Genomic DNA, 17,461 nt, shown 5'->3' with positions numbered 1-17,461 from the left:
TGGCAGCTGATGGCCGGCGACCGGCGGGGTCTCGATCGGCTCGACCTGTCGGCCGACGGGTTCTGGCGGTCCTTCGCAGCGCTCGTCGTGGCGCTGCCGCCGACCGCCCTGTCCTGGCTGGAGTTCGAGCGCATCGAACGCGGACGGGCGGCGGTCAGCCCGGTGATGGCGCTTGCAGCCCACGCCCTCGCCGATCTCACGGCCTGGCTCCTGCCGCTTCTTCTCGTCGGGATCGCCGCCCGGCACATCGGCTTCGGCAAGCGCATGGTGCCCTTCGTCGTGGCGGTCAACTGGGGCGGGGCGCTCCTGACATGGGTCTTCTCGCCCTTCTTCGTGCTCCTGCTCGTCGGCGGTCAGAGCGATCTGACGCAGGCGCTCGGCCTCCTAATCGCGCTGGCCTCGATCGTGCTGACCGTTCGGCTGATCGCGGTGTCGACCGCCTGCGACTATCCCCTCGCGATCGCCATCGTCACCATGATGGTCTTCGTCTCACTCCTCTCCTACGCCGCCGTCTCCGACCTGTTCGGCCTGGTCATCGGCTGAGGCGTAGTCGACGCGCGTGAGGTAGAGCCCGTCGGGCGGCGCGACCGGGCCGCAGCGCTTGCGATCGCGCGATTCCAGCGCCGAGACGAGATCGCCCTCCGTCCAGCGGCCCTCGCCGACGAGCTTCAGCGAGCCGGCGAAGGAGCGGATCTGGTTGTGGAGAAAGGACTGGGCGGAGGCGTGGATATGCACCTCGCCGCCCGGCCCCTGCACGACGTCGAGCCGCTCCAGCGTGCGCACCGGGTTCTTCGCCTGGCAGTTCACCGAGCGGAACGTGTTGAAGTCGTGGGTGCCGAGGAGACGCTTGGCGGCGCGGTCCATCGCCGCGACGTCCAGCGATCGCCAGACCCACCAGACCTGGCCCTTGAGGATCGAGGGCGGCGGGCGGCGATTGAGGATGCGGTAGAGATAATGCCGCTTGCGGGCCGAGAAGCGCGCGTCGAACCCGTCCGGCACCCGCTCGGCAGAGAGGATCGCGACGCCTCCTTCCTCGCGCAGGTAGGCGTTGAGCGCGTCCCGCACCGTGTCCGTCTTCCACTCGCGGGCGATGTCGACATGGGCGACCTGCCCCGTGGCATGGACGCCGGCATCCGTGCGCCCCGCGCCGAACAGCGTCACCGCCTCGCCGCAGAAGGCAAGGAGCGCGCGCTCCACCGTTTCCTGCACCGAGATGCCGTTCTTCTGGCGTTGCCAGCCGCAATAGGTCGTGCCGTCGTATTCGATGGTCAGCTTGTAGCGCGGCATCGCGTCAGGCGCCGAGGCGCGTGCCGGCCGGCACCTGGGTGCCGCGCAGGAACTGGTCGGCGGAAGACGGTCGCCCCCCGGCCTTCTGCACCTCGAGAAGCCGCACGGCCCCCTCGCCCGAAGCGATCAGAAGCCTGTCGTCGAGCGCCGTGCCGAGCGTGCCGGTTGCCTCCTCCGCCACCGCGCGCAGAAGCTTCAGCCGCTCGCCGCCCAGCGTCGTCCAGGCTCCGGGAAAGGGCGAGAAGGCGTTGATGCGGCGCGCGATCTCGCCGGCGGGACGCGACCAGTCGACCGCAGCCTCGCTCTTCTCGATCTTGGCGGCGTAGGCGACCGCGCGACCAGTGCGGGCGGCAATGGCATCCTGGGATTCGAAACGAAGCGTGCCGGCTTCGAGCTTCGCCATCGCCTCGACCATCAGTGCGGCCGATGCCTCCGATAGGCGGTCGTGGAGCTCCCGCGCCGTGTCCGTCTCGCCGATGGGAACTTCGCGGGTGAGCGCCACCGGTCCGGTGTCGAGCCCGAGTTCCATGCCCATCACCATCATGCCGGTGACGGCATCACCCGCCTCGATCGCGCGCTGGATCGGGGCGGCGCCCCGCCAGCGCGGCAGGAGTGAACCATGTCCGTTCAACGCGCCGAGGCGCGGCGCCTCGAGGATGGGTCCGGGCAGAAGAAGGCCGTAGGCCACCACGACGGCGACGTCGGCGCCGAGCGCGGCAAAGGCCGCCTGCTCGTCCGCCCCCTTCAGCGAGACGGGCGCGCGCACGTCGAGCCCCAGCCGCCGTGCCTCGTTTTCCACCGGCGAGGGCACGGTTTCCAACCCGCGCCGGCCGGCGGGCCGTGGCGGCTGGGTATAGACCGCAGGGATCTCGTGACCGGCCTCGTGCAGCGCACGCAGGGTCGGAACGGAGAATTCCGGCGTGCCCATGAAGACGACGCGAAGGGTCATGCGGTCAGACCGCGCCGCGCTTGGTCGCCTTGGAGAACTTGCGGATCACCATGTCGCGCTTCAGCTTGGAAATGTAGTCGATGAAGAGCACGCCGTTGAGATGGTCGATCTCGTGCTGCAGGCAGGTCGCGAGCAACCCGTCGGCCACGACCTCGTGCGTCTCCCCGTCGAGACCGAGATAGCGCACGGTGACCGTGGCCGGCCGCTCCACCTCGGCATAGTAGTCCGGGATGGAAAGGCACCCCTCCTCGTAGGTCGAGCGCTCGTCCGAGGACGCCAGGATCTCCGGGTTGAGAAAGACCTGCGGCGCCTTCTCCTCGTCGTCCTCCTTGGACAGATCGATGGTGACGATGCGCAGCGGCTCGCCGACCTGGATCGCCGCCAGCCCGATGCCGGGTGCGTCGTACATCGTCTCCAGCATGTCGTCCGTGAAACGGCGCAGGGCATCGTCGACGCGCACCACCTTCTCGGACGCGCGGCGCAGGATCGGATCGGGCAGGATGACAAGGGGCTTGACGGTCATGTCCGTCAGGTAATCGCACAGCGCGAAACGGTCAACCGGCCGCAGATGTTCCCGTTTTGATCTGGCCGTGTCCGAGGGAATCGGCTAGCCTCGGCGCATGGACTTCTCCGCCCTCGCCGCCTTTCTGGACCGCCCGCTCGCCGCGCCCTTCGGTTTCACCGTGAGCTGGGGCGAGGCGCTGCTCACGCTTGCGATCCTCGCCCTTCTCGTGCGTCTCGTCCGGCGCCGGGCCGGCGGGGCGCAGGGCGATGCGCGCGACGAGCTTCTGCAGGCGCAGGCCGAGCTGGCCGGACGCCTCCAGTCGATGGGCGAGATGCTGGGCGCGCGCCAGGCCGAGCTCGCGCGCACCGTCTCGGAACGCCTGGACGGGATGGGCCACCGGGTCGGTCACTCGCTGAACGAGGCGCAGGTCCGCACCGGCGAGACCCTGTCGCGGCTCGCCGAGCGGCTGGCGGTGATCGACCGGGCGCAGGGGCAGATCCAGGGGCTGGCCGGCGAGGTGGTGCGGCTTCAGGACATTCTCGCCAACAAGCAGGCGCGCGGCGCCTTCGGCCAGGCGCGGATGGAGGCGATCGTGATGGACGCCCTGCCGCCCGGCGCCTACTCGTTCCAGGCGACGCTCTCCAACGGCAAGCGGCCGGACTGCCTGATCCTGATGCCGAACGGCGCGCCGGCCCTCGTGGTGGACGCCAAGTTCCCGCTGGAAGCCTGGACCGCGTTTCGCGAGGCCCCGAGCGACGAGGCGCGCGACATCGCCGCCACGCGCCTTCGCCGCGACATGGAGGTGCATGTGCGGGCGGTGGCGGAGAAGTATCTCCTGCCCGGAGAGACGCAGGACACCGCCTTTATCTTCGTACCTTCGGAATCGGTCTTCGCCGAGATCAACGAGCATTTCGGCGACATCATCCAGCGCGCGCACCGCGCCCGGGTGGTCATCGTCTCCCCCTCGCTGCTGATGCTCTCGATCGAGGTGGTGAAGGCACTTCTGAAGGACCAGCGCATGCGCCGCGAGGCCGGTCTCATCCAGCGCGAGGTCGTGCTCCTGGCGGAAGATCTCCAGCGGCTCGACGCGCGCGTATCCGCGCTCAAGACCCATTTCGGCCAGACGGGGCGCGACATCGACCAGATCCTCATCTCCACCGAGAAGCTGATCCGGCGCGGCGAGAAGATCGCGGCCGCCGAACTCGGTGCGGAAGACGGCGCGGCGCACCTCCCCCGGCCGTGAGGGTCCAGCACACGGTCCCGAAACATTCCGGTCGAATCGAACGGTTTTCCACACCTTCACGAAACCAAGCGGAAAAAGACCCGGGCTAAAGCTTGACAAATCTTTAACGAATGGGATCGAAACCGGACCTGCCGCGTTTCTCCCGGGACTGAATGAACGGGGGCAACAACATGCGCGGCGTGACGACGGCGGTTCTCGCGGGTCTGCTTCTTTGTGCCGCTCCGGTTGCTGTTTCGGCTCCGGCAGCCGCCGCGTCGGACGCATCGCAGGACCTCGCGGCCCTCTACAACCAGAACACCGACCTCGCCTTCCGCACCGGGCTGCAGCACCGCCTGACGTGGACGGGCGACTACGCCGGTCCGTTCGACGGGCGCATCGGCCCCCAGACCCTGCGTGCGGTGCGCGACTTCCAGGCTCGCAACGGCCTTGCGGCCGACGGGATCATGGACGACGCGTTCCTGAAGCTCGTGATCAGCAAGAGCGATGCGGCACGTGACGCGGTCGGCTTCACCCAGGTGACGGACGAGGCGACGGGCGTGCGCCTCGGTCTGCCCGGCGCGCTCGTCGCGCCGATGGGCGAGACCGAGGTCGGCAGCCTGTGGCGCTCCGACGACGGCGGCATCGAGATCGAGACCGTCCGCTTCTCCAAGGAAGGCTACACGCTGGACGGCGTGTTCGGCGTCCTCTCCCAGACCGGACCCGGCAAGACCGTGAGCCAGGCGGAACAGGCGAACGGCGGCTTCACCATCCGGGGTCACGAAGACGGTCGCGAGTTCCTTATCCGCTTTTCCGGCCGGGGCGCGGACCTTCGCGGCTTCTCGGTCGCATGGAATGCCGACCATGCCGACGCGATCGCCCCTTATGCCGAGGTCGCCGCGCAGTCGGTCGAGCCCTTTGCGGGCGAGCCCCGTTCGGGCGACGTCGGCCCGATGGCGCGCCTGTTCGAGAGCGGCCGGGCCGAAGGCGTCGCCTTCGGCGAGGGCGAGCGCGCGCCGGCGACGAAAGAGGCCACGCCGTCGCTTGCGAGCCCCGCGCCCGGCTTCGATTCGTCGGGCACCGGTTTCGTGGTCTCCAAGGACGGCTGGCTCCTCACCAACGCCCACGTCGCCAAGGCCTGCAAGACGGTCCTGGTCGGTGAACTCGGGCCCGCCTCGAAGGTGGTCGTCGACGAGAACCAGGATTTGGCGCTTCTGAAGGTCGACGCCAAGGTCGGCAAGCCCCTGCCGATCGTCGCCGGCAAGCCGCGCCTCGGCGAGGACATCCTCGCGCTCGGCTTCCCGCTTCGCTCGATCCTCGCCGACAGCCTGAACGTCACGCGCGGCAACGTGTCGTCGCTGATGGGCCTGATGAACGACGCGAACTACCTGCAGATCTCGGCCCCCGTGCAGCCCGGCAATTCCGGCGGCCCGCTGGTCGATCTCGCCGGGCGGGTCGTAGGCGTCGTCACTGCCAAGCTGAACGCCGTGGCCGTCGCGGATCTGACGGGCGACATTCCGCAGTCGATCAACTTCGCCATCCGCCCGGACGCGGCGGCGCGTTTCCTTCACGCCCACCACGTCGCCTTCGAGACCGCAGACGCGTCGCTCGCGCTGGAGAGCGTGCCCGACGCCACCGCCAAGGTGCAGGACTCGATCTACCCGGTCCTTTGCCTCGGATCGAACTGATCGGATCCCCGACGGGCGAATGACACTGCAGTGGACGGACGGCTGAGGGCTGGGAAGCCCGGTCGTCCGTCGGTGTTTTCTGCCCGTGGCGAAGGCCCTTCGGACCATCTGATGCGCAGCAGTCATCGACGCGATGATGTCGCGGGCGACAGCGCCGATGCCCCCCCCACACTGTCAGTCTGCGCGAACGGCGACTTGGCAGGACCCGGTTGTCCCCCGCTCGCGGCCGAATGCGGTTGCGTGCACGGGGAACGGTCGTTCTCGCCGTTCCCTGCACCTCCGCAAACTCCTGGGTGGGCTTTCCGGGCCTTTCCCTTCACACCGACACGCACTCTGCAAGGTGGGCAAACGTGACGCCCCTTGAAGAAGTCCTCGAACAAGCCTCGCTGTCTCGACCATCAGCGACAGGGGGTGCACCCGAAGACGGCAAGGGCCGGTGTACCTGCGCTCCGCGGTCGTTGCGCGGTTGAATCATGAAACCGCGTTGGCGCCATCGCGTCGTCCAACGGCATCGCCGCCGGAAGGGTTCGGTTTCCATACCGCATGGGATCGAGAAGGCTGGACGCTTTCGCACTTGCGAAACAATCTGCGGGAGGTAGCATCCGCCGCGCTCGGGCCCGTTCGGCCCCAGGATCGCAGAGGGATCATTCATGACGGTACTCGTCACCGGCGGCGCCGGCTATATCGGCAGCCACATGGTTTGGGACCTCGTCGACGCCGGCGAACGCGTGGTCGTGCTCGATCGCCTGTCCACCGGCTTCGAATGGGCGGTGGCGCCCGAGGCGGAACTCGTGGTCGGCGACATCGCCGACACGGCTCTCGTCTCCCGGCTGATCGCCGAGAAAGGCATCAGCGAGATCATCCATTTCGCCGGCTCGATCGTGGTGCCGGAATCGGTCGCCGACCCGCTCGGATACTATCTCAACAACACCGTGGCCTCGCGCGCGCTCATCGAGGCGGCGGTGACAGGCGGGGTGAAGCATTTCATCTTCTCGTCCACGGCCGCGGTCTACGGCTCGCCGAAGACCATGCCGGTGCCCGAGACTCAAGCTCCCGCTCCGGAATCACCCTACGGCACGTCGAAGTGGATGACGGAGCTGATGCTGCGCGACACGGCGGCCGCCCATCCCCTCACCTTCGCGGCGCTGCGCTACTTCAACGTGGCGGGCGCCGATCCGAAGGGGCGCGCCGGACAATCCACCAAGGGGGCGACGCATCTCATCAAGGTCGCGAGCGAGACGGCGCTCGGCAAGCGACCCTTCCTCCAGGTCTTCGGCAACGACTACGACACGCCGGACGGCACCTGCGTGCGCGACTACATCCACGTCTCCGATCTCGCCGCCGCCCATCGCCGGGCCCTCGACTACCTGCGCGCCGGCGGCACGTCCGTGATCGCCAATTGCGGCTATGGCCACGGCTATTCGGTGCTCGAGGTGCTGGATACGGTGCGGCAGGTCGTGGGTCGCGACTTCGACGTGCGAATGACCGGCCGTCGGCCGGGCGACGCCAGCGCCATCGTCGCCGATGCGACCCTTGCCCGGCAGCGCTTCGGGTGGGAGCCCCGCTACGACGACCTGCCCCTGATCGTGCGCCATGCGTTGGACTGGGAAGAAGCGCTCGGGCGCCGCAACACCCTGTAGAACAGGTGTCCTGCCACCGGCCGGCGGAACGGCAACGGCGCCGACAGCCGCCCCCGTCAGCCGACACGGTGCGGCTGGGTTAGCCGGCGTCAGCCTTCGGTGATCAACGAGGGGTTCGGCTCCCCGCGGACGGCTCGCCGGCCATCGCGCCGATGTCGGCGAGGGTGCGGGCCGGTGGTTCGGCTTCCGGCGGCTTCGGTGGGCTGGGGAAGCGCAAGGACAGGTTCCAGCGCTCGACATCCCCGTGCTCGCGCATGAGGATCACCCTCGTGTCGAGCATGGTCGCCTTGAACGGCTCAAGGGCCGCGATCCGGTCTCCGAGGGCCTGCCCACCGTCCCAGCGCCAACGGTCGAACAGCGTCGTGATCAGCTTGGCGACATCGCGGGCCGCTGCGTCGCGACCGCTGGGGTCGACGAAGTTCAGCTTGACGCGAAGTTCCGAAAGCGTCTCGCCGCCGCGCAGGACGGCAAAGCCTCCCACCTTCCGCGAGTCCCCGAAAGAGCGCTCGGCGACGCACTCCTGCATCTCGCCGAGCGGGCTCGCCTGCCAGCCGTCGGTCGACCATCCCGCCTGGCGGAACGTTTCGCACACAGCCTCCGGCGCCTCCGGCACGAGACGCACGAAACGGGGCTGGTGACCGCGCAGATCGAGATCGCGCAGGCCGGCGAACCGCTGCACGGTGAGCGCCTGGGGTGTGGGGACGGGCTCCGCCGGCACGGATCGTGTTTCCACCACACGCGGCGCGCGAACGGTGACCAACGGCTCCTCGCCATCGGGCCGGACCGCCATGAGCCCGGCATAGAGCGCCCCACCGGCAAGGAGAACGAGGACCACGACGCGCAGGGCGCCGGTAACCCCGCCCTCGCCGTATTCCGCGCGCCGGACGGATCGATCGAGGTTCGCCGCTTCGCTCGCCGCGTCCCATCGCGACGGTGCGGACGGCGACGCCTCGACGGCCGGTGCGGCGTCCGATTCGGCGGGCGGCTCCACGCCCGTCTCCGCCTGTGTCGCGGGTGCGGGCGGCGGGATGGGTGGCGGGGCGGTGTCCCCTTCCGGCTCCGCTGGCGTTTCGGGGACCTCGCCACCCGCCTTCCGTTCGGCCGGGTCGTCGGTGCCGTGCGTCATGCGCGTCGCTCCTTCCAAGGCCCGGCAGGTTCAGGCGATTCGGATCCCTCTATCCTTCAAACAGGGCAGGAGTCCGTCGGCGCCTCATTCCTCGCGCGGCGCGTCCGCGTCAGCCGGCACGAGCCCCGCCGCCGTGGGCTCCACGAGGATGAAGCCGAGGTCGAGATCGACTTCCGGCACCGCGGCTTCGGTGAAGGGAATCATGACGCTGGCGCCCCCGTCGGGCGCGATTTCCAGGATGTCGCCCGCGCCGAAATCGTGAAAGGCCACCACCTCGCCGATCACGGTGCCGTCCAAGAGCCGGGCGACGAGCCCCACGAGGTCGGCCTGGTAGAACTCGTCCTCCCCTTCCGCGGGAAGGGCGGCACGGTCCACGAAGAGTTCGGTTCCGTTGAGAAGCTCGGCGGCGTTGCGGTCCGCGACCTCCTTGAACCGGACCACGACGACGTTCTTCTGAAGCCGGGCCGAGGCGACCGTGTAGCGACGGCCCATCGCATCGACGAGCGGGCCGTAGGCTCCGACATCCTCCGGATCGGCCGTGAAGGAGCGCACCCGCACCTCGCCCTTGATGCCGTGGGCACCGCCGATGACGGCAAGGAGAACGCGGTCGTCGGTCGGGTCGGTCACGATCGAGGTTCCAGTCGTGAAGAGATGGGCCAAGGCTGTTGCCAGGGCGTCAGTCGCCCGTACGGAGGGTTCCGTCAAGCGGGTGGGAACCGCCGACACGAAAACGGCGCCCCGGAACATTCGGGACGCCGCTTCCGATTTCGCATGATACGAGGGGAAGGCCTTACTCGGCCGAGGCCTCGGTGCCCTCGTCCTGCGCGCCGGCCTTCTCGGCAGCGGCCTTCTCGGCCGCCTCGCGGGCGTCTTCCTCGCGCTGCTTGCGCTCGGCCTCGCGCTCCTGCGCCTTCTTGCCCGGCAGGCCCTTGGTCGGGTTGGCGCGGGTCGGACGGTTCGCGATGCCGGCCTTGTCGAGGAAGCGGAGCACGCGGTCGGTGGGCTGCGCGCCCTCGCCGAGCCAATGCTTGATGCGGTCTTCCTTCAGCGTGACGCGCTCGGCATCCTTCGGGAGCATCGGGTTCCACGAGCCGACCGTCTCGATGAAGCGGCCGTCGCGCGGCGAGCGGGCGTCGGCGACGACGACGTGGTAGTAGGGGCGCTTCTTGGAGCCGGCACGGGCAAGGCGCATCTTCAGGGGCATCTTGGTCTTCCTTCTGGTTCTTGTCTTGTCGCGGCGCCTTCTTGGAGTGTCGCGCCGTCGGGTTTCAGGTGGTCCGGGCCGAGGCCCTTATTTCTTCCGGCCGAGGCCGGGAAGTCCGGGGAAGCCGCCGCCGGGAAGGCCCGGAAGCCCGCCGTTCCCAAGGCCGGGCGGCAGGCCGCCGGGCAGGCTGCCGAGCCCGCCCTTCTGCATGGCTTTGGCCATCTCCTCGAGTTGCTTGGGGTCCATCTTCGACAGGTCCGGCATCCCGCCGCCCATGCCGCCGGGCAGGCCCATCTTCTGCCCAAGCCCCCCCATGAGCTTGCCCATGATGCCGGCGCCCTTGCCGCCCTTGCCGCCCATCGCCTTCATCATATCGGCCATCTGGCGATGCATCTTGAGGAGCTTGTTGATGTCGGCGGAATCGGTCCCCGAGCCGGCCGCGATCCGTTTTTTCCGCGAATGCTTCAGTTGGTCCGGGTTGGCGCGTTCCCACTTCGTCATCGAGGAGATGATCGCGAGCTGGCGCTTCAGGAGCTTGTCGTCCATGCCGGCGGCGGCGATCTGGTCCTTCATCTTGGCCATGCCGGGCATCATGCCCATCACGCCGCCCATGCCGCCGAGCTTCTGCATCTGGCCGATCTGAGCGGCGAGATCGTCGAGGTCGAACTTGCCCGACTGCATCTTCTTGGCCATCGCCGCGGCCTGTTCCGCGTCGATGTTCTCGGCCGCCTTCTCGACGAGGCTGACGATGTCGCCCATGCCGAGGATGCGGTCGGCGATGCGGCCGGGATGGAATTCCTCCAGCGCGTCCATCTTCTCGCCGGTGCCGATCAGCTTGATCGGCTTGCCGGTGACGGCGCGCATGGACAGCGCCGCGCCGCCGCGCCCGTCGCCGTCGACGCGGGTAAGGACGAGGCCGGAGATGCCGACGCGCTCGTCGAAGGAGCGGGCGAGGTTGACGGCGTCCTGACCGGTGAGGCTGTCGGCAACGAGCAGGATCTCGTGCGGGCGGGTGGCGGCCTTGATCTCCGCCATCTCCTGCATCAGCGGCTCGTCGATATGCGTGCGGCCGGCCGTGTCGAGGATCAGGACGTCGTAGCCGCCGAGCTTGGCGGCCTGGGAGGCGCGGCTCGCGATCTCGACCGGACCCTGGCCGGCGATGATCGGCAGCGTCGCGACGCCGGTCTGCTCGCCGAGAACGCGCAGCTGTTCCTGCGCGGCCGGGCGGCGCGTGTCGAGCGAGGCCATGAGGACGCGCTTCTTCTGGCGCTCCGTCAGCCGCTTGGCGATCTTGCCGGTGGTCGTGGTCTTGCCCGACCCCTGGAGGCCGACCATCATGATCGTGACGGGGGCGGGCGCGTTGAGGTCGATCGCGACCCCTTCCGAGCCCAGCGTCGCCACCAGCTCGTCGTGGACGATCTTGACGACCATCTGGCCGGGCTTGATCGACTTGACGATCTGGGCGCCCACCGCCTTCTCGCGCACGCGGTCGGTGAAGGAGCGCACGACCTCCAGCGAGACGTCCGCCTCCAGAAGCGCGCGACGCACCTCGCGCAGCGCCGCCGCGACGTCGCCGTCGGACAAGGCACCGCGGCCGGTAAGGCCGTTCAGGATGGACCCGAGGCGGTCCTGGAGGGATTCAAACATCAGGCGTCTTCCTTGTCCTTCCGGTCGCCCGAAAGAATGGGAACTCGTCGCATCCGATCCAAGCCGAACCGCGGCGCCAAACGGAAACGCATCCGCGGGCGACACTCGCTGGCGGATGGTGACCTCCGTGCGGCTTGGGAGCCAAGGGGCACGGTCGGCGGGTCGCGGACGGAAGATCGAACGCTGGATCGGGTGCTTGAAACAGTCCGGCGGCGCCATGTCAAGCGCCCGCACCTGTCGCGGGGCGCGGAAAGCCCCGCAAAAGCATTCCGTTAAGCACCTTTCCCAACACTCTCTTCAGCATCCTCGCGTAAGGCTGAGGGTGAAGACCCAGGCCACCACCCTCCGGCCTGGCGGCAATGCAGTCGACGGCCCGATGAACATCCTGCGCTTCCCCGACACGTCCCGGACCGAGGACCGCACCAGCGGTCCGGCCGAGATGCCGTACGCGGACGCGAAAGGCGAAGCCGCCCACGCCGTGCCGGATGCTCGCATCCTTCAATCGCTGTCGGTCCTGAACCGGCCGATTCTCGAGGCGGTGGTGAGTCGCCGCCCACGGGCACAGGACGTGCTGGCTGCCTTCCGGGCGGAATGGACCCCTCCGCGGCTTCGCATGCCGCGCCCGGCCAACGACGTGGCCAATACCTAGAACCCGTCCCATTGATGGTTCGGATCGGACGAGGCTCTCGACAAATTGAACGTGGCACCGTATGAGAACGATCGTTCGCTCTCACACGCCCGAGGCTGTTCGTGACCCTTCCCGCCATCGCAGTCCAGGTCGCCCAACCCAGCGACGATCGACGCCGCCAGATTCTCGCGGCGGCGCGGATCTGCTTCGCCCGGGCCGGGTTCCATGGTGCGTCCATGGGGCAGATCTGCGCCGAGGCCCAGATGAGCCCCGGCGCGCTCTATCGCTACTTTCCATCGAAGGACGCGATCATCGAGGCGATCGCCGACGAGGAGCGCGTCGGCGCGGTGGCCTGCATGGAGCGCATGCGCGGCCCCGGCTCCATCGCCGACAGGCTGGTCGCGACCGCCATGGAGTATCTCGCCTCCGCCCGCGACCCGGAGAGCGGCGGGCTGATGGTCGAGATCTGCTCCGAATCCCTTCGCAACACGGCGGTCGGCAAACGCTTCTGCGAGCTCGAGACCATGGTGCGCGACGTCATGCGCACGGCCATCGAGGAAGCGCGCGAGCGCGGCGAGGTGCCGGCCGATCTCGATGTCGCCGTGGCCCTCACCATGATCTTCGCCTTCGGCGACGGACTGATGATGCGGCTCCAGTTCGAACGCGAGGTCGCGCTGGACAGTATCGAGCCGCATCTCCTGCGCGTGGTGCGTGCGCTTCTTCGCATGGACGAGGTCTAAGCCCGTGCGCGCCCTTCTCCGCTCCCTCCCCCATTCCGCCCCGTCCTTCCGGAGGCCCGCCATGTCCGCCCGTTCCCTTCTTCTCGGCGTCGCGCTGACCCTGATCGCCGCGCAGCTCGCCTTCGCACAGGAGCCGGCGCCCGCCGTTGCGCCCGCCGTGGCGCCTCCCTCGATCAGCGTCGTGAAGGCCGAGCGGCGATCCATCGTCGCGAGCGTCCCGGTGACGGGCACGCTGACCCCGCGCGAGACGGTGAGCGTCGGTGCCGACGTCGAGGGCCTGCGCATCGAGTCGCTCGAGGTGGACGAGGGCGACCGGGTGAAGGCCGGCCAGGTCCTCGCCCGTCTCGCGACCGATCTCGTGGATGCCGATCTCGTGCGCGCCACCGCGCAGATCGCGCGCGCCGACGCCGCGATCACGCAGGCAGGTGCCCTGGTGGAGGAAGCGCAGTCGGCGGCGACGGAAGCGGCCAACGCCCTTCAGCGCACGCGCGCGCTTTCGGCCAAGGGCATCGTCGGCCAGGACATCCTCGACCAGCGCGTCTCGGCGGCCTCCGCCGCGACGGCGCGCCTTGCGTCCGCGCGCCAGGGCATCGCGCTCGCCGAGGCCGACCGCGCGGCGGCCGAGGCCGACAAGCGCTCGCTCGATCTCCGCCGATCCAAGGCCGAGATCAAGGCGCCGACCGACGGGCTGGTGCTCACCCGCGACGCGCGCCTCGGCGCCGTCGTCTCGGCCGCCGGCGGCCCCCTGTTCGAGATCGCGCGCGACGGGCTGATCGAGCTCGACGCCGAGGTCAGCGAGACCCAGCTCGGCCGCATCCGGAAAGGCCAGCCCGCCACCGTCCGCCTGCCCGGCGGCGAGGCGGAGGTTGCCGGCGAGGTGCGCCTCGTCTCGCCCAAGGTCGATCAGGCGACGCGGCTCGGCCGGGTGCGCGTGGCGCTTCCCCCCTCCCCCGACCTGCGCTCGGGCTCGTTTGCGCGCGGCAGCGTCGAGACGGCCCGCTCCGAAGGCGTCGTCATCGCGCGCACGGCCGTTCTCACCGACGAAGGCGTCGCCCGCGTCCAGGTGGTCAGGAACGGACATGTCGAGACCCGCACGGTGAAGACCGGGCTCGTGGCCGGCGACGTTGTCGAGATCACCGAGAATCTTGCGGCCGGCGAGGACGTCGTGTCGCTCGCCGGCACCTTCGTGCGCGATGGCGACGCGGTGACGCCGATCACCGCTGACGCGGCGACCCGGACTGCGGAGGCTGCCCGATGAACTGGAACATCTCGGCCTGGGCGATCCGCAACCCGGTTCCCCCCATCCTCCTCTTCGTGGTGCTGGTGGCGCTCGGGCTCGTCTCGTTCATGACGCTGCCCATCACCCGCTTCCCCAACATCGACGTGCCGGTGGTCTCCGTCACCATCCTCGAACAGGGCTCGGCCCCGTCCGAGATGGAGACCCAGATCACCAAGCGCGTCGAGGACGCGGTGGCCGGCGTCTCCGGCATCAAGCACATCACCTCCACGATCACCGACGGCCAGTCGGTCACGGCGGCCGAGTTCCGACTGGAGATCAACACCGACCGCGCCGTCAACGACGTCAAGGACGCGATCGCCAAGATCCGCGGCGACCTGCCGCGCACGATCGAGGAGCCGGTGATCCAGCGCTTCGAGGTCGAGAACCAGTCGATCGTGACCTACGCCGCATCCTCGCCGGGCAAGACGCCCGAGCAGCTGTCGTGGTTCGTGGACGACACCGTGATCCGGGCCCTGCAGGGCCTCAAGGGCGTCGGGCGCGTCGACCGCATGGGCGGCGTCGAGCGCGAGATCCAGGTCCGACTCGACCCCGACCGCCTCGCCTCGCTCGGCATCACGGCGGCCGCCGTCAACGCCCAGCTGCGCTCCACCAACGTCGACCTGTCGGGCGGGCGCGGCGAGTTCGGCGGCCAGGAACAGGCGATCCGCACGCTGTCCTCGGCGGCCACCGTCTCCGGCCTCGCCTCCACCCGTATTGCGCTGCCCGGCGGGCGCGAGGTGCGGCTCGACGAACTCGGAGCGGTTCTCGACCGCTGGCAGGAGCCGCGCTCCTTCGCACGGCTCAACGGCGAGCCGGTCGTCGCCTTCTCGATCTTCCGCGCCAAGGGCGCGAGCGACACGACCGTGGCATCGGCCGTGGAAGCCCGCGTCACTGAACTCGGCGCGCAGCACCCGGACGTGCGCTTCTCGCGCATCGACGACAGCGTCACCTACACCTACGGCAACTTCGAATCGGCGATGGAGACGCTCGGCGAGGGCGCCGCGCTCGCCGTCATCGTGGTTCTTCTCTTCCTGCGCGACTGGCGCGCGACCGCGGTCGCGGCCATCACCCTGCCGCTCGCGGCCATCCCCACCTTCTGGGCGATGAGCATGCTCGGCTTCTCGCTGAACCTCGTCAGCCTCCTGGCGATCACGCTCGTCACCGGCATCCTCGTCGACGACGCGATCGTCGAGATCGAAAACATCGAGCGGCACATGCAGATGGGCAAGAAGCCCTATCGCGCCGCGATGGAAGCCGCCGACGAGATCGGCCTTGCCGTCATCGCGATCACGCTGACGATCATGGCGGTCTTCGCGCCGGTCTCGTTCATGGGCGGCGTCGCCGGCCAGTACTTCAAGCAGTTCGGCCTGACGGTCGCCGTCGCCGTGTTCTTCTCGCTGCTGGTCGCGCGCCTGATCACGCCGATGCTGGCGGCCTACTTCTTCCGCGCGCCTCGCCACGAGGGGCCGGGCTTCGGACGTCTGCTCAAGCGCTACCTCCTGCGCCTCCTGCCGCTGGCTGGGCTCGCCATCGGCGGCGTGTTCGGCCTCGCGGCCCTGCCGGAGGCGGCTGCCGCCGGCAACGGCCTCGCCCGCGCCCTCCAGCCCTATGTCGGGGCGCTGCCGCCCGTCTCCTGGGACGCGGCGGGCCGCGTGGCGGTGGAGATTCTCGCCGGCGCGCTGATCCTGTCGGCGCTTCTGGCCTATCTCAACCGGCCGCACCCTGCCGAGCAGCACGACGGGCCGCTGATGCGCGCCTATACCGGCTTCCTCGGGCTGACCGTGCGCTGGCGCTGGCTGACCCTCATCGTCGGCATCGGGCTCTTCGCGCTGTCGATCCACTCGATCCAGTACCTGCCGACCGGCTTCATCCCGAAGGAGGACGCCTCGCGCATCGTCGTCTCCTTGGAGCTGCCGCCCGGTGCGACGCTGGAAACCACGCGCCGGATCACCGACGAGGCGGCGGCCAGCGTGCAGGAACTCCCCGAAGTGCGCTCGGTTCTGGTGATCGGCGGCTCCTCGCCGACCGGCACGCTGGAGGTGCGCCGCGCGTCGATGACCGTCGCCTTGACGCGCAAGTTCGAACGCACCCGCTCGCAAGGTGAACTCGAGCCGGTGATCACCGCCAAGCTGCAGGAGATCCCGGACCTGCGCTCCTTCTTCGTCAACGACCGGGGCGAGCGCGAGCTGTCGGTCGGCATCCTCGGCCAGGACGGCCGGGCGGTGTCTGAGGCCGCCTCCAAGCTCGAAGCCGAGATGCGACGCGACGCGATCTTCGCCAATCCGAGCGCCATGGCCTCGTTCGAGCGACCGGAAATCCGGATCCGGCCGCGCCTCGACGAGGCGTCCGATCTCGGCATCGCGCCCGACGCGATCTCGCAGACCGTGCGGGTGGCCACGATCGGCGACCTCGACGCCAATCTCGCCAAGTTCAACGTCGACACCCGCCAGGTTCCGATCCGCGTGCAGATCACGGAGGATGCGCGACGCGACCTGTCGACCGTCAGCTCCCTTCGCGTCAACACCGCGTCCGGCGCCTCCGTGCCGCTGGAGGCCGTCGCCGACATCGGCTTCGGCCAAGGCCCGTCCACGATCGAGCGCTACGACCGCGAGCGCCTCGTCAAGGTCGGCACCTCCATGGCGCCCGGTCACGAGATCGGCGAGGGCTCCGAGCACATCATGGCGTCGGACGCCGTGAAGACCATGCCGCCGGGCGTGCGCCTCCAGCAGGTCGGCGACGCCGAAATCCAGGGTGAGGTCTTCGCCGGCTTCGCCTCGGCCATGGGCGCCGGGATCATGATGGTGCTGGTGGTGCTGATCCTGCTCTTCGGCTCGGTGTTCCTGCCGCTAACCATTCTGGCCTCGCTGCCGCTTTCGGTCGGCGGCGTGGTGGGCGCGCTGCTCCTCACGCACAACGCCATCTCGATGCCGGTCGTCATCGGCATCCTGATGCTGATGGGCATCGTCACGAAGAACTCGATCATGCTGGTCGACTTCGCGGTGGAGCAGGAGAAGCATGGCATGCCTCAGCGCGACGCGATTATCGACGCCGGTCGCAAGCGCGCGCGCCCGATCATCATGACGACGCTCGCGATGGCGGCGGGCATGGTGCCGGCGGCGATGGCCACCGGCGAGGGCGGCGAGTTCCGTGCGCCGATGGCGATCGCGGTGATCGGCGGCCTTCTCGTCTCGACGGTGCTGTCGCTCGTCTTCATCCCCTCGCTCTACACGCTGATGGACGATCTCAGCCACGTGACGGGCCGCGTGTTCCGCTGGGCGCTGAAGCCGAACGCCGGCGAGGAGAGCGCGCAGGGTGCCCCGGTCGCAGCCCATCACGGGCCTCCGCTCGCGCCCGTCCAGCCGCAGGACCTCGGCCAGGGACCGACCTGGAAGCGCGTCACCGAGTTCGGCGGACGCTCCGCCAGCAAGGATGCGGGCGACGAGCGACGGCCCCCGCCGCAGATGCAGCCGGCGGCGGAGTAGGCACCGAGCCTTCTGGAAATCGACGGGCGGCGCGGCTATCCAAGGGCCCCGCCGCCCGTTCTCGTTC

The 17,461-nt window shown here is 69.3% G+C and carries 15 protein-coding genes; 8 read left to right on the top strand and 7 right to left on the bottom strand.

The genetic code is table 11. From position 1 onward, the window contains the following. Window positions 1-9: 9 nt before the first annotated feature. Window positions 10-543: a hypothetical protein gene (locus AUL34_RS11435; protein WP_192845735.1), complete on the top strand. Its 534-nt coding sequence runs from the start codon at window positions 10-12 to the stop codon at window positions 541-543. Here the strand turns inward: AUL34_RS11435 and truA are convergent. From truA to def, 3 genes are read right to left on the bottom strand one after another with little or no spacing between them, the layout of a single operon-like run. Then, the gene (truA, locus tag AUL34_RS11430) at window positions 490-1,287 is read right to left on the bottom strand and encodes a tRNA pseudouridine(38-40) synthase TruA (protein WP_061933835.1); all 798 of its coding nucleotides are present in this window, start codon (window positions 1,285-1,287) and stop codon (window positions 490-492) included. The two genes, AUL34_RS11435 and truA, sit on opposite strands and share 54 nt — an antisense overlap. Before the next feature lie 4 nt (window positions 1,288-1,291). Beyond that, window positions 1,292-2,236, bottom strand: a complete 945-nt coding sequence (gene fmt, locus AUL34_RS11425) for a methionyl-tRNA formyltransferase (RefSeq protein ID WP_061933834.1) — start codon at window positions 2,234-2,236, stop codon at window positions 1,292-1,294. Window positions 2,237-2,240: 4 nt separating this feature from the next. Continuing rightward, entirely contained in the window at window positions 2,241-2,759 is a 519-nt protein-coding gene (def, locus tag AUL34_RS11420) for a peptide deformylase (protein ID WP_061933833.1), read from the bottom strand. Window positions 2,760-2,856: 97 nt separating this feature from the next. Between def and AUL34_RS11415 the strand changes: the two genes are divergently transcribed. The 3 genes from AUL34_RS11415 (at window position 2,857) to galE (ending at window position 7,288) form a co-directional block, all read left to right on the top strand. Next, window positions 2,857-3,984 (top strand): DNA recombination protein RmuC, encoded by a 1,128-nt coding sequence (locus AUL34_RS11415; RefSeq protein WP_061933832.1) that lies wholly within the window; start codon window positions 2,857-2,859, stop codon window positions 3,982-3,984. A gap of 152 nt (window positions 3,985-4,136) precedes the next feature. Then, complete coding sequence (locus AUL34_RS11410) at window positions 4,137-5,648, top strand: serine protease (RefSeq protein WP_244492536.1); 1,512 nt, start codon at window positions 4,137-4,139, stop codon at window positions 5,646-5,648. Window positions 5,649-6,298: 650 nt separating this feature from the next. After that, window positions 6,299-7,288 carry a UDP-glucose 4-epimerase GalE gene (galE, locus tag AUL34_RS11405; protein ID WP_061933831.1) on the top strand — a complete coding sequence of 330 codons (990 nt, stop codon included), beginning with the start codon at window positions 6,299-6,301 and terminating at the stop codon, window positions 7,286-7,288. Window positions 7,289-7,391: 103 nt separating this feature from the next. Here galE and AUL34_RS11400 read toward each other — a convergent pair whose 3' ends face one another. From AUL34_RS11400 to ffh, 4 genes are all read right to left on the bottom strand, one after another. Further along, a complete protein-coding gene (locus AUL34_RS11400; RefSeq protein WP_061933830.1) occupies window positions 7,392-8,414 on the bottom strand; it encodes a DUF6030 family protein in 1,023 nt (340 codons plus the stop codon). Window positions 8,415-8,498: 84 nt separating this feature from the next. Then, window positions 8,499-9,041, bottom strand: coding sequence for a ribosome maturation factor RimM (rimM, locus tag AUL34_RS11395; protein WP_061933921.1), 543 nt, complete (start codon window positions 9,039-9,041; stop codon window positions 8,499-8,501). Window positions 9,042-9,204: 163 nt separating this feature from the next. Next, window positions 9,205-9,618, bottom strand: a complete 414-nt coding sequence (gene rpsP / locus AUL34_RS11390) for a 30S ribosomal protein S16 (protein ID WP_061933829.1) — start codon at window positions 9,616-9,618, stop codon at window positions 9,205-9,207. 87 nt (window positions 9,619-9,705) lie between these two features. Continuing rightward, entirely contained in the window at window positions 9,706-11,265 is a 1,560-nt protein-coding gene (ffh, locus tag AUL34_RS11385) for a signal recognition particle protein (protein WP_061933828.1), read from the bottom strand. Window positions 11,266-11,587: 322 nt separating this feature from the next. On the opposite strand from ffh, the gene AUL34_RS11380 reads away from it, so the two are divergent. From AUL34_RS11380 to AUL34_RS11365, 4 genes are all read left to right on the top strand, one after another. Next, window positions 11,588-11,914 carry a hypothetical protein gene (locus AUL34_RS11380; protein ID WP_156420889.1) on the top strand — a complete coding sequence of 109 codons (327 nt, stop codon included), beginning with the start codon at window positions 11,588-11,590 and terminating at the stop codon, window positions 11,912-11,914. Between the two features lie 101 nt (window positions 11,915-12,015). Further along, window positions 12,016-12,633 (top strand): TetR/AcrR family transcriptional regulator, encoded by a 618-nt coding sequence (locus AUL34_RS11375; protein ID WP_244492535.1) that lies wholly within the window; start codon window positions 12,016-12,018, stop codon window positions 12,631-12,633. Between the two features lie 61 nt (window positions 12,634-12,694). Further along, a complete protein-coding gene (locus AUL34_RS11370; RefSeq protein ID WP_061933825.1) occupies window positions 12,695-13,891 on the top strand; it encodes an efflux RND transporter periplasmic adaptor subunit in 1,197 nt (398 codons plus the stop codon). Continuing rightward, window positions 13,888-17,394 (top strand): efflux RND transporter permease subunit, encoded by a 3,507-nt coding sequence (locus AUL34_RS11365; protein WP_061933824.1) that lies wholly within the window; start codon window positions 13,888-13,890, stop codon window positions 17,392-17,394. Before AUL34_RS11370 ends, AUL34_RS11365 begins: the two co-directional genes overlap by 4 nt. Window positions 17,395-17,461 lie beyond the last annotated feature (67 nt).

This window comes from Aureimonas sp. AU22, assembly GCF_001463745.1.
In the GTDB taxonomy this organism is placed as follows: domain Bacteria; phylum Pseudomonadota; class Alphaproteobacteria; order Rhizobiales; family Rhizobiaceae; genus Aureimonas.
Note: the sequence above shows the minus strand (reverse complement) of the source record. Positions and strands in the feature narration are given on the sequence as shown.

Excerpts from the sequence above, each read along its gene's own strand:
- def (WP_061933833.1), bottom strand. The coding sequence starts at position 2,759 with ATGACCGTCAAGCCCCTTGTCATCCTGCCCGATCCGATCCTGCGCCGC.
- rpsP (WP_061933829.1), bottom strand. The coding sequence starts at position 9,618 with ATGCCCCTGAAGATGCGCCTTGCCCGTGCCGGCTCCAAGAAGCGCCCC.
- AUL34_RS11415 (WP_061933832.1), top strand. The coding sequence starts at position 2,857 with ATGGACTTCTCCGCCCTCGCCGCCTTTCTGGACCGCCCGCTCGCCGCG.
- ffh (WP_061933828.1), bottom strand. The coding sequence starts at position 11,265 with ATGTTTGAATCCCTCCAGGACCGCCTCGGGTCCATCCTGAACGGCCTT.
- AUL34_RS11370 (WP_061933825.1), top strand. The coding sequence starts at position 12,695 with ATGTCCGCCCGTTCCCTTCTTCTCGGCGTCGCGCTGACCCTGATCGCC.
- fmt (WP_061933834.1), bottom strand. The coding sequence starts at position 2,236 with ATGACCCTTCGCGTCGTCTTCATGGGCACGCCGGAATTCTCCGTTCCG.
- AUL34_RS11365 (WP_061933824.1), top strand. The coding sequence starts at position 13,888 with ATGAACTGGAACATCTCGGCCTGGGCGATCCGCAACCCGGTTCCCCCC.
- AUL34_RS11400 (WP_061933830.1), bottom strand. The coding sequence starts at position 8,414 with ATGACGCACGGCACCGACGACCCGGCCGAACGGAAGGCGGGTGGCGAG.
- AUL34_RS11410 (WP_244492536.1), top strand. The coding sequence starts at position 4,137 with ATGAACGGGGGCAACAACATGCGCGGCGTGACGACGGCGGTTCTCGCG.
- AUL34_RS11435 (WP_192845735.1), top strand. The coding sequence starts at position 10 with ATGGCCGGCGACCGGCGGGGTCTCGATCGGCTCGACCTGTCGGCCGAC.
- truA (WP_061933835.1), bottom strand. The coding sequence starts at position 1,287 with ATGCCGCGCTACAAGCTGACCATCGAATACGACGGCACGACCTATTGC.
- galE (WP_061933831.1), top strand. The coding sequence starts at position 6,299 with ATGACGGTACTCGTCACCGGCGGCGCCGGCTATATCGGCAGCCACATG.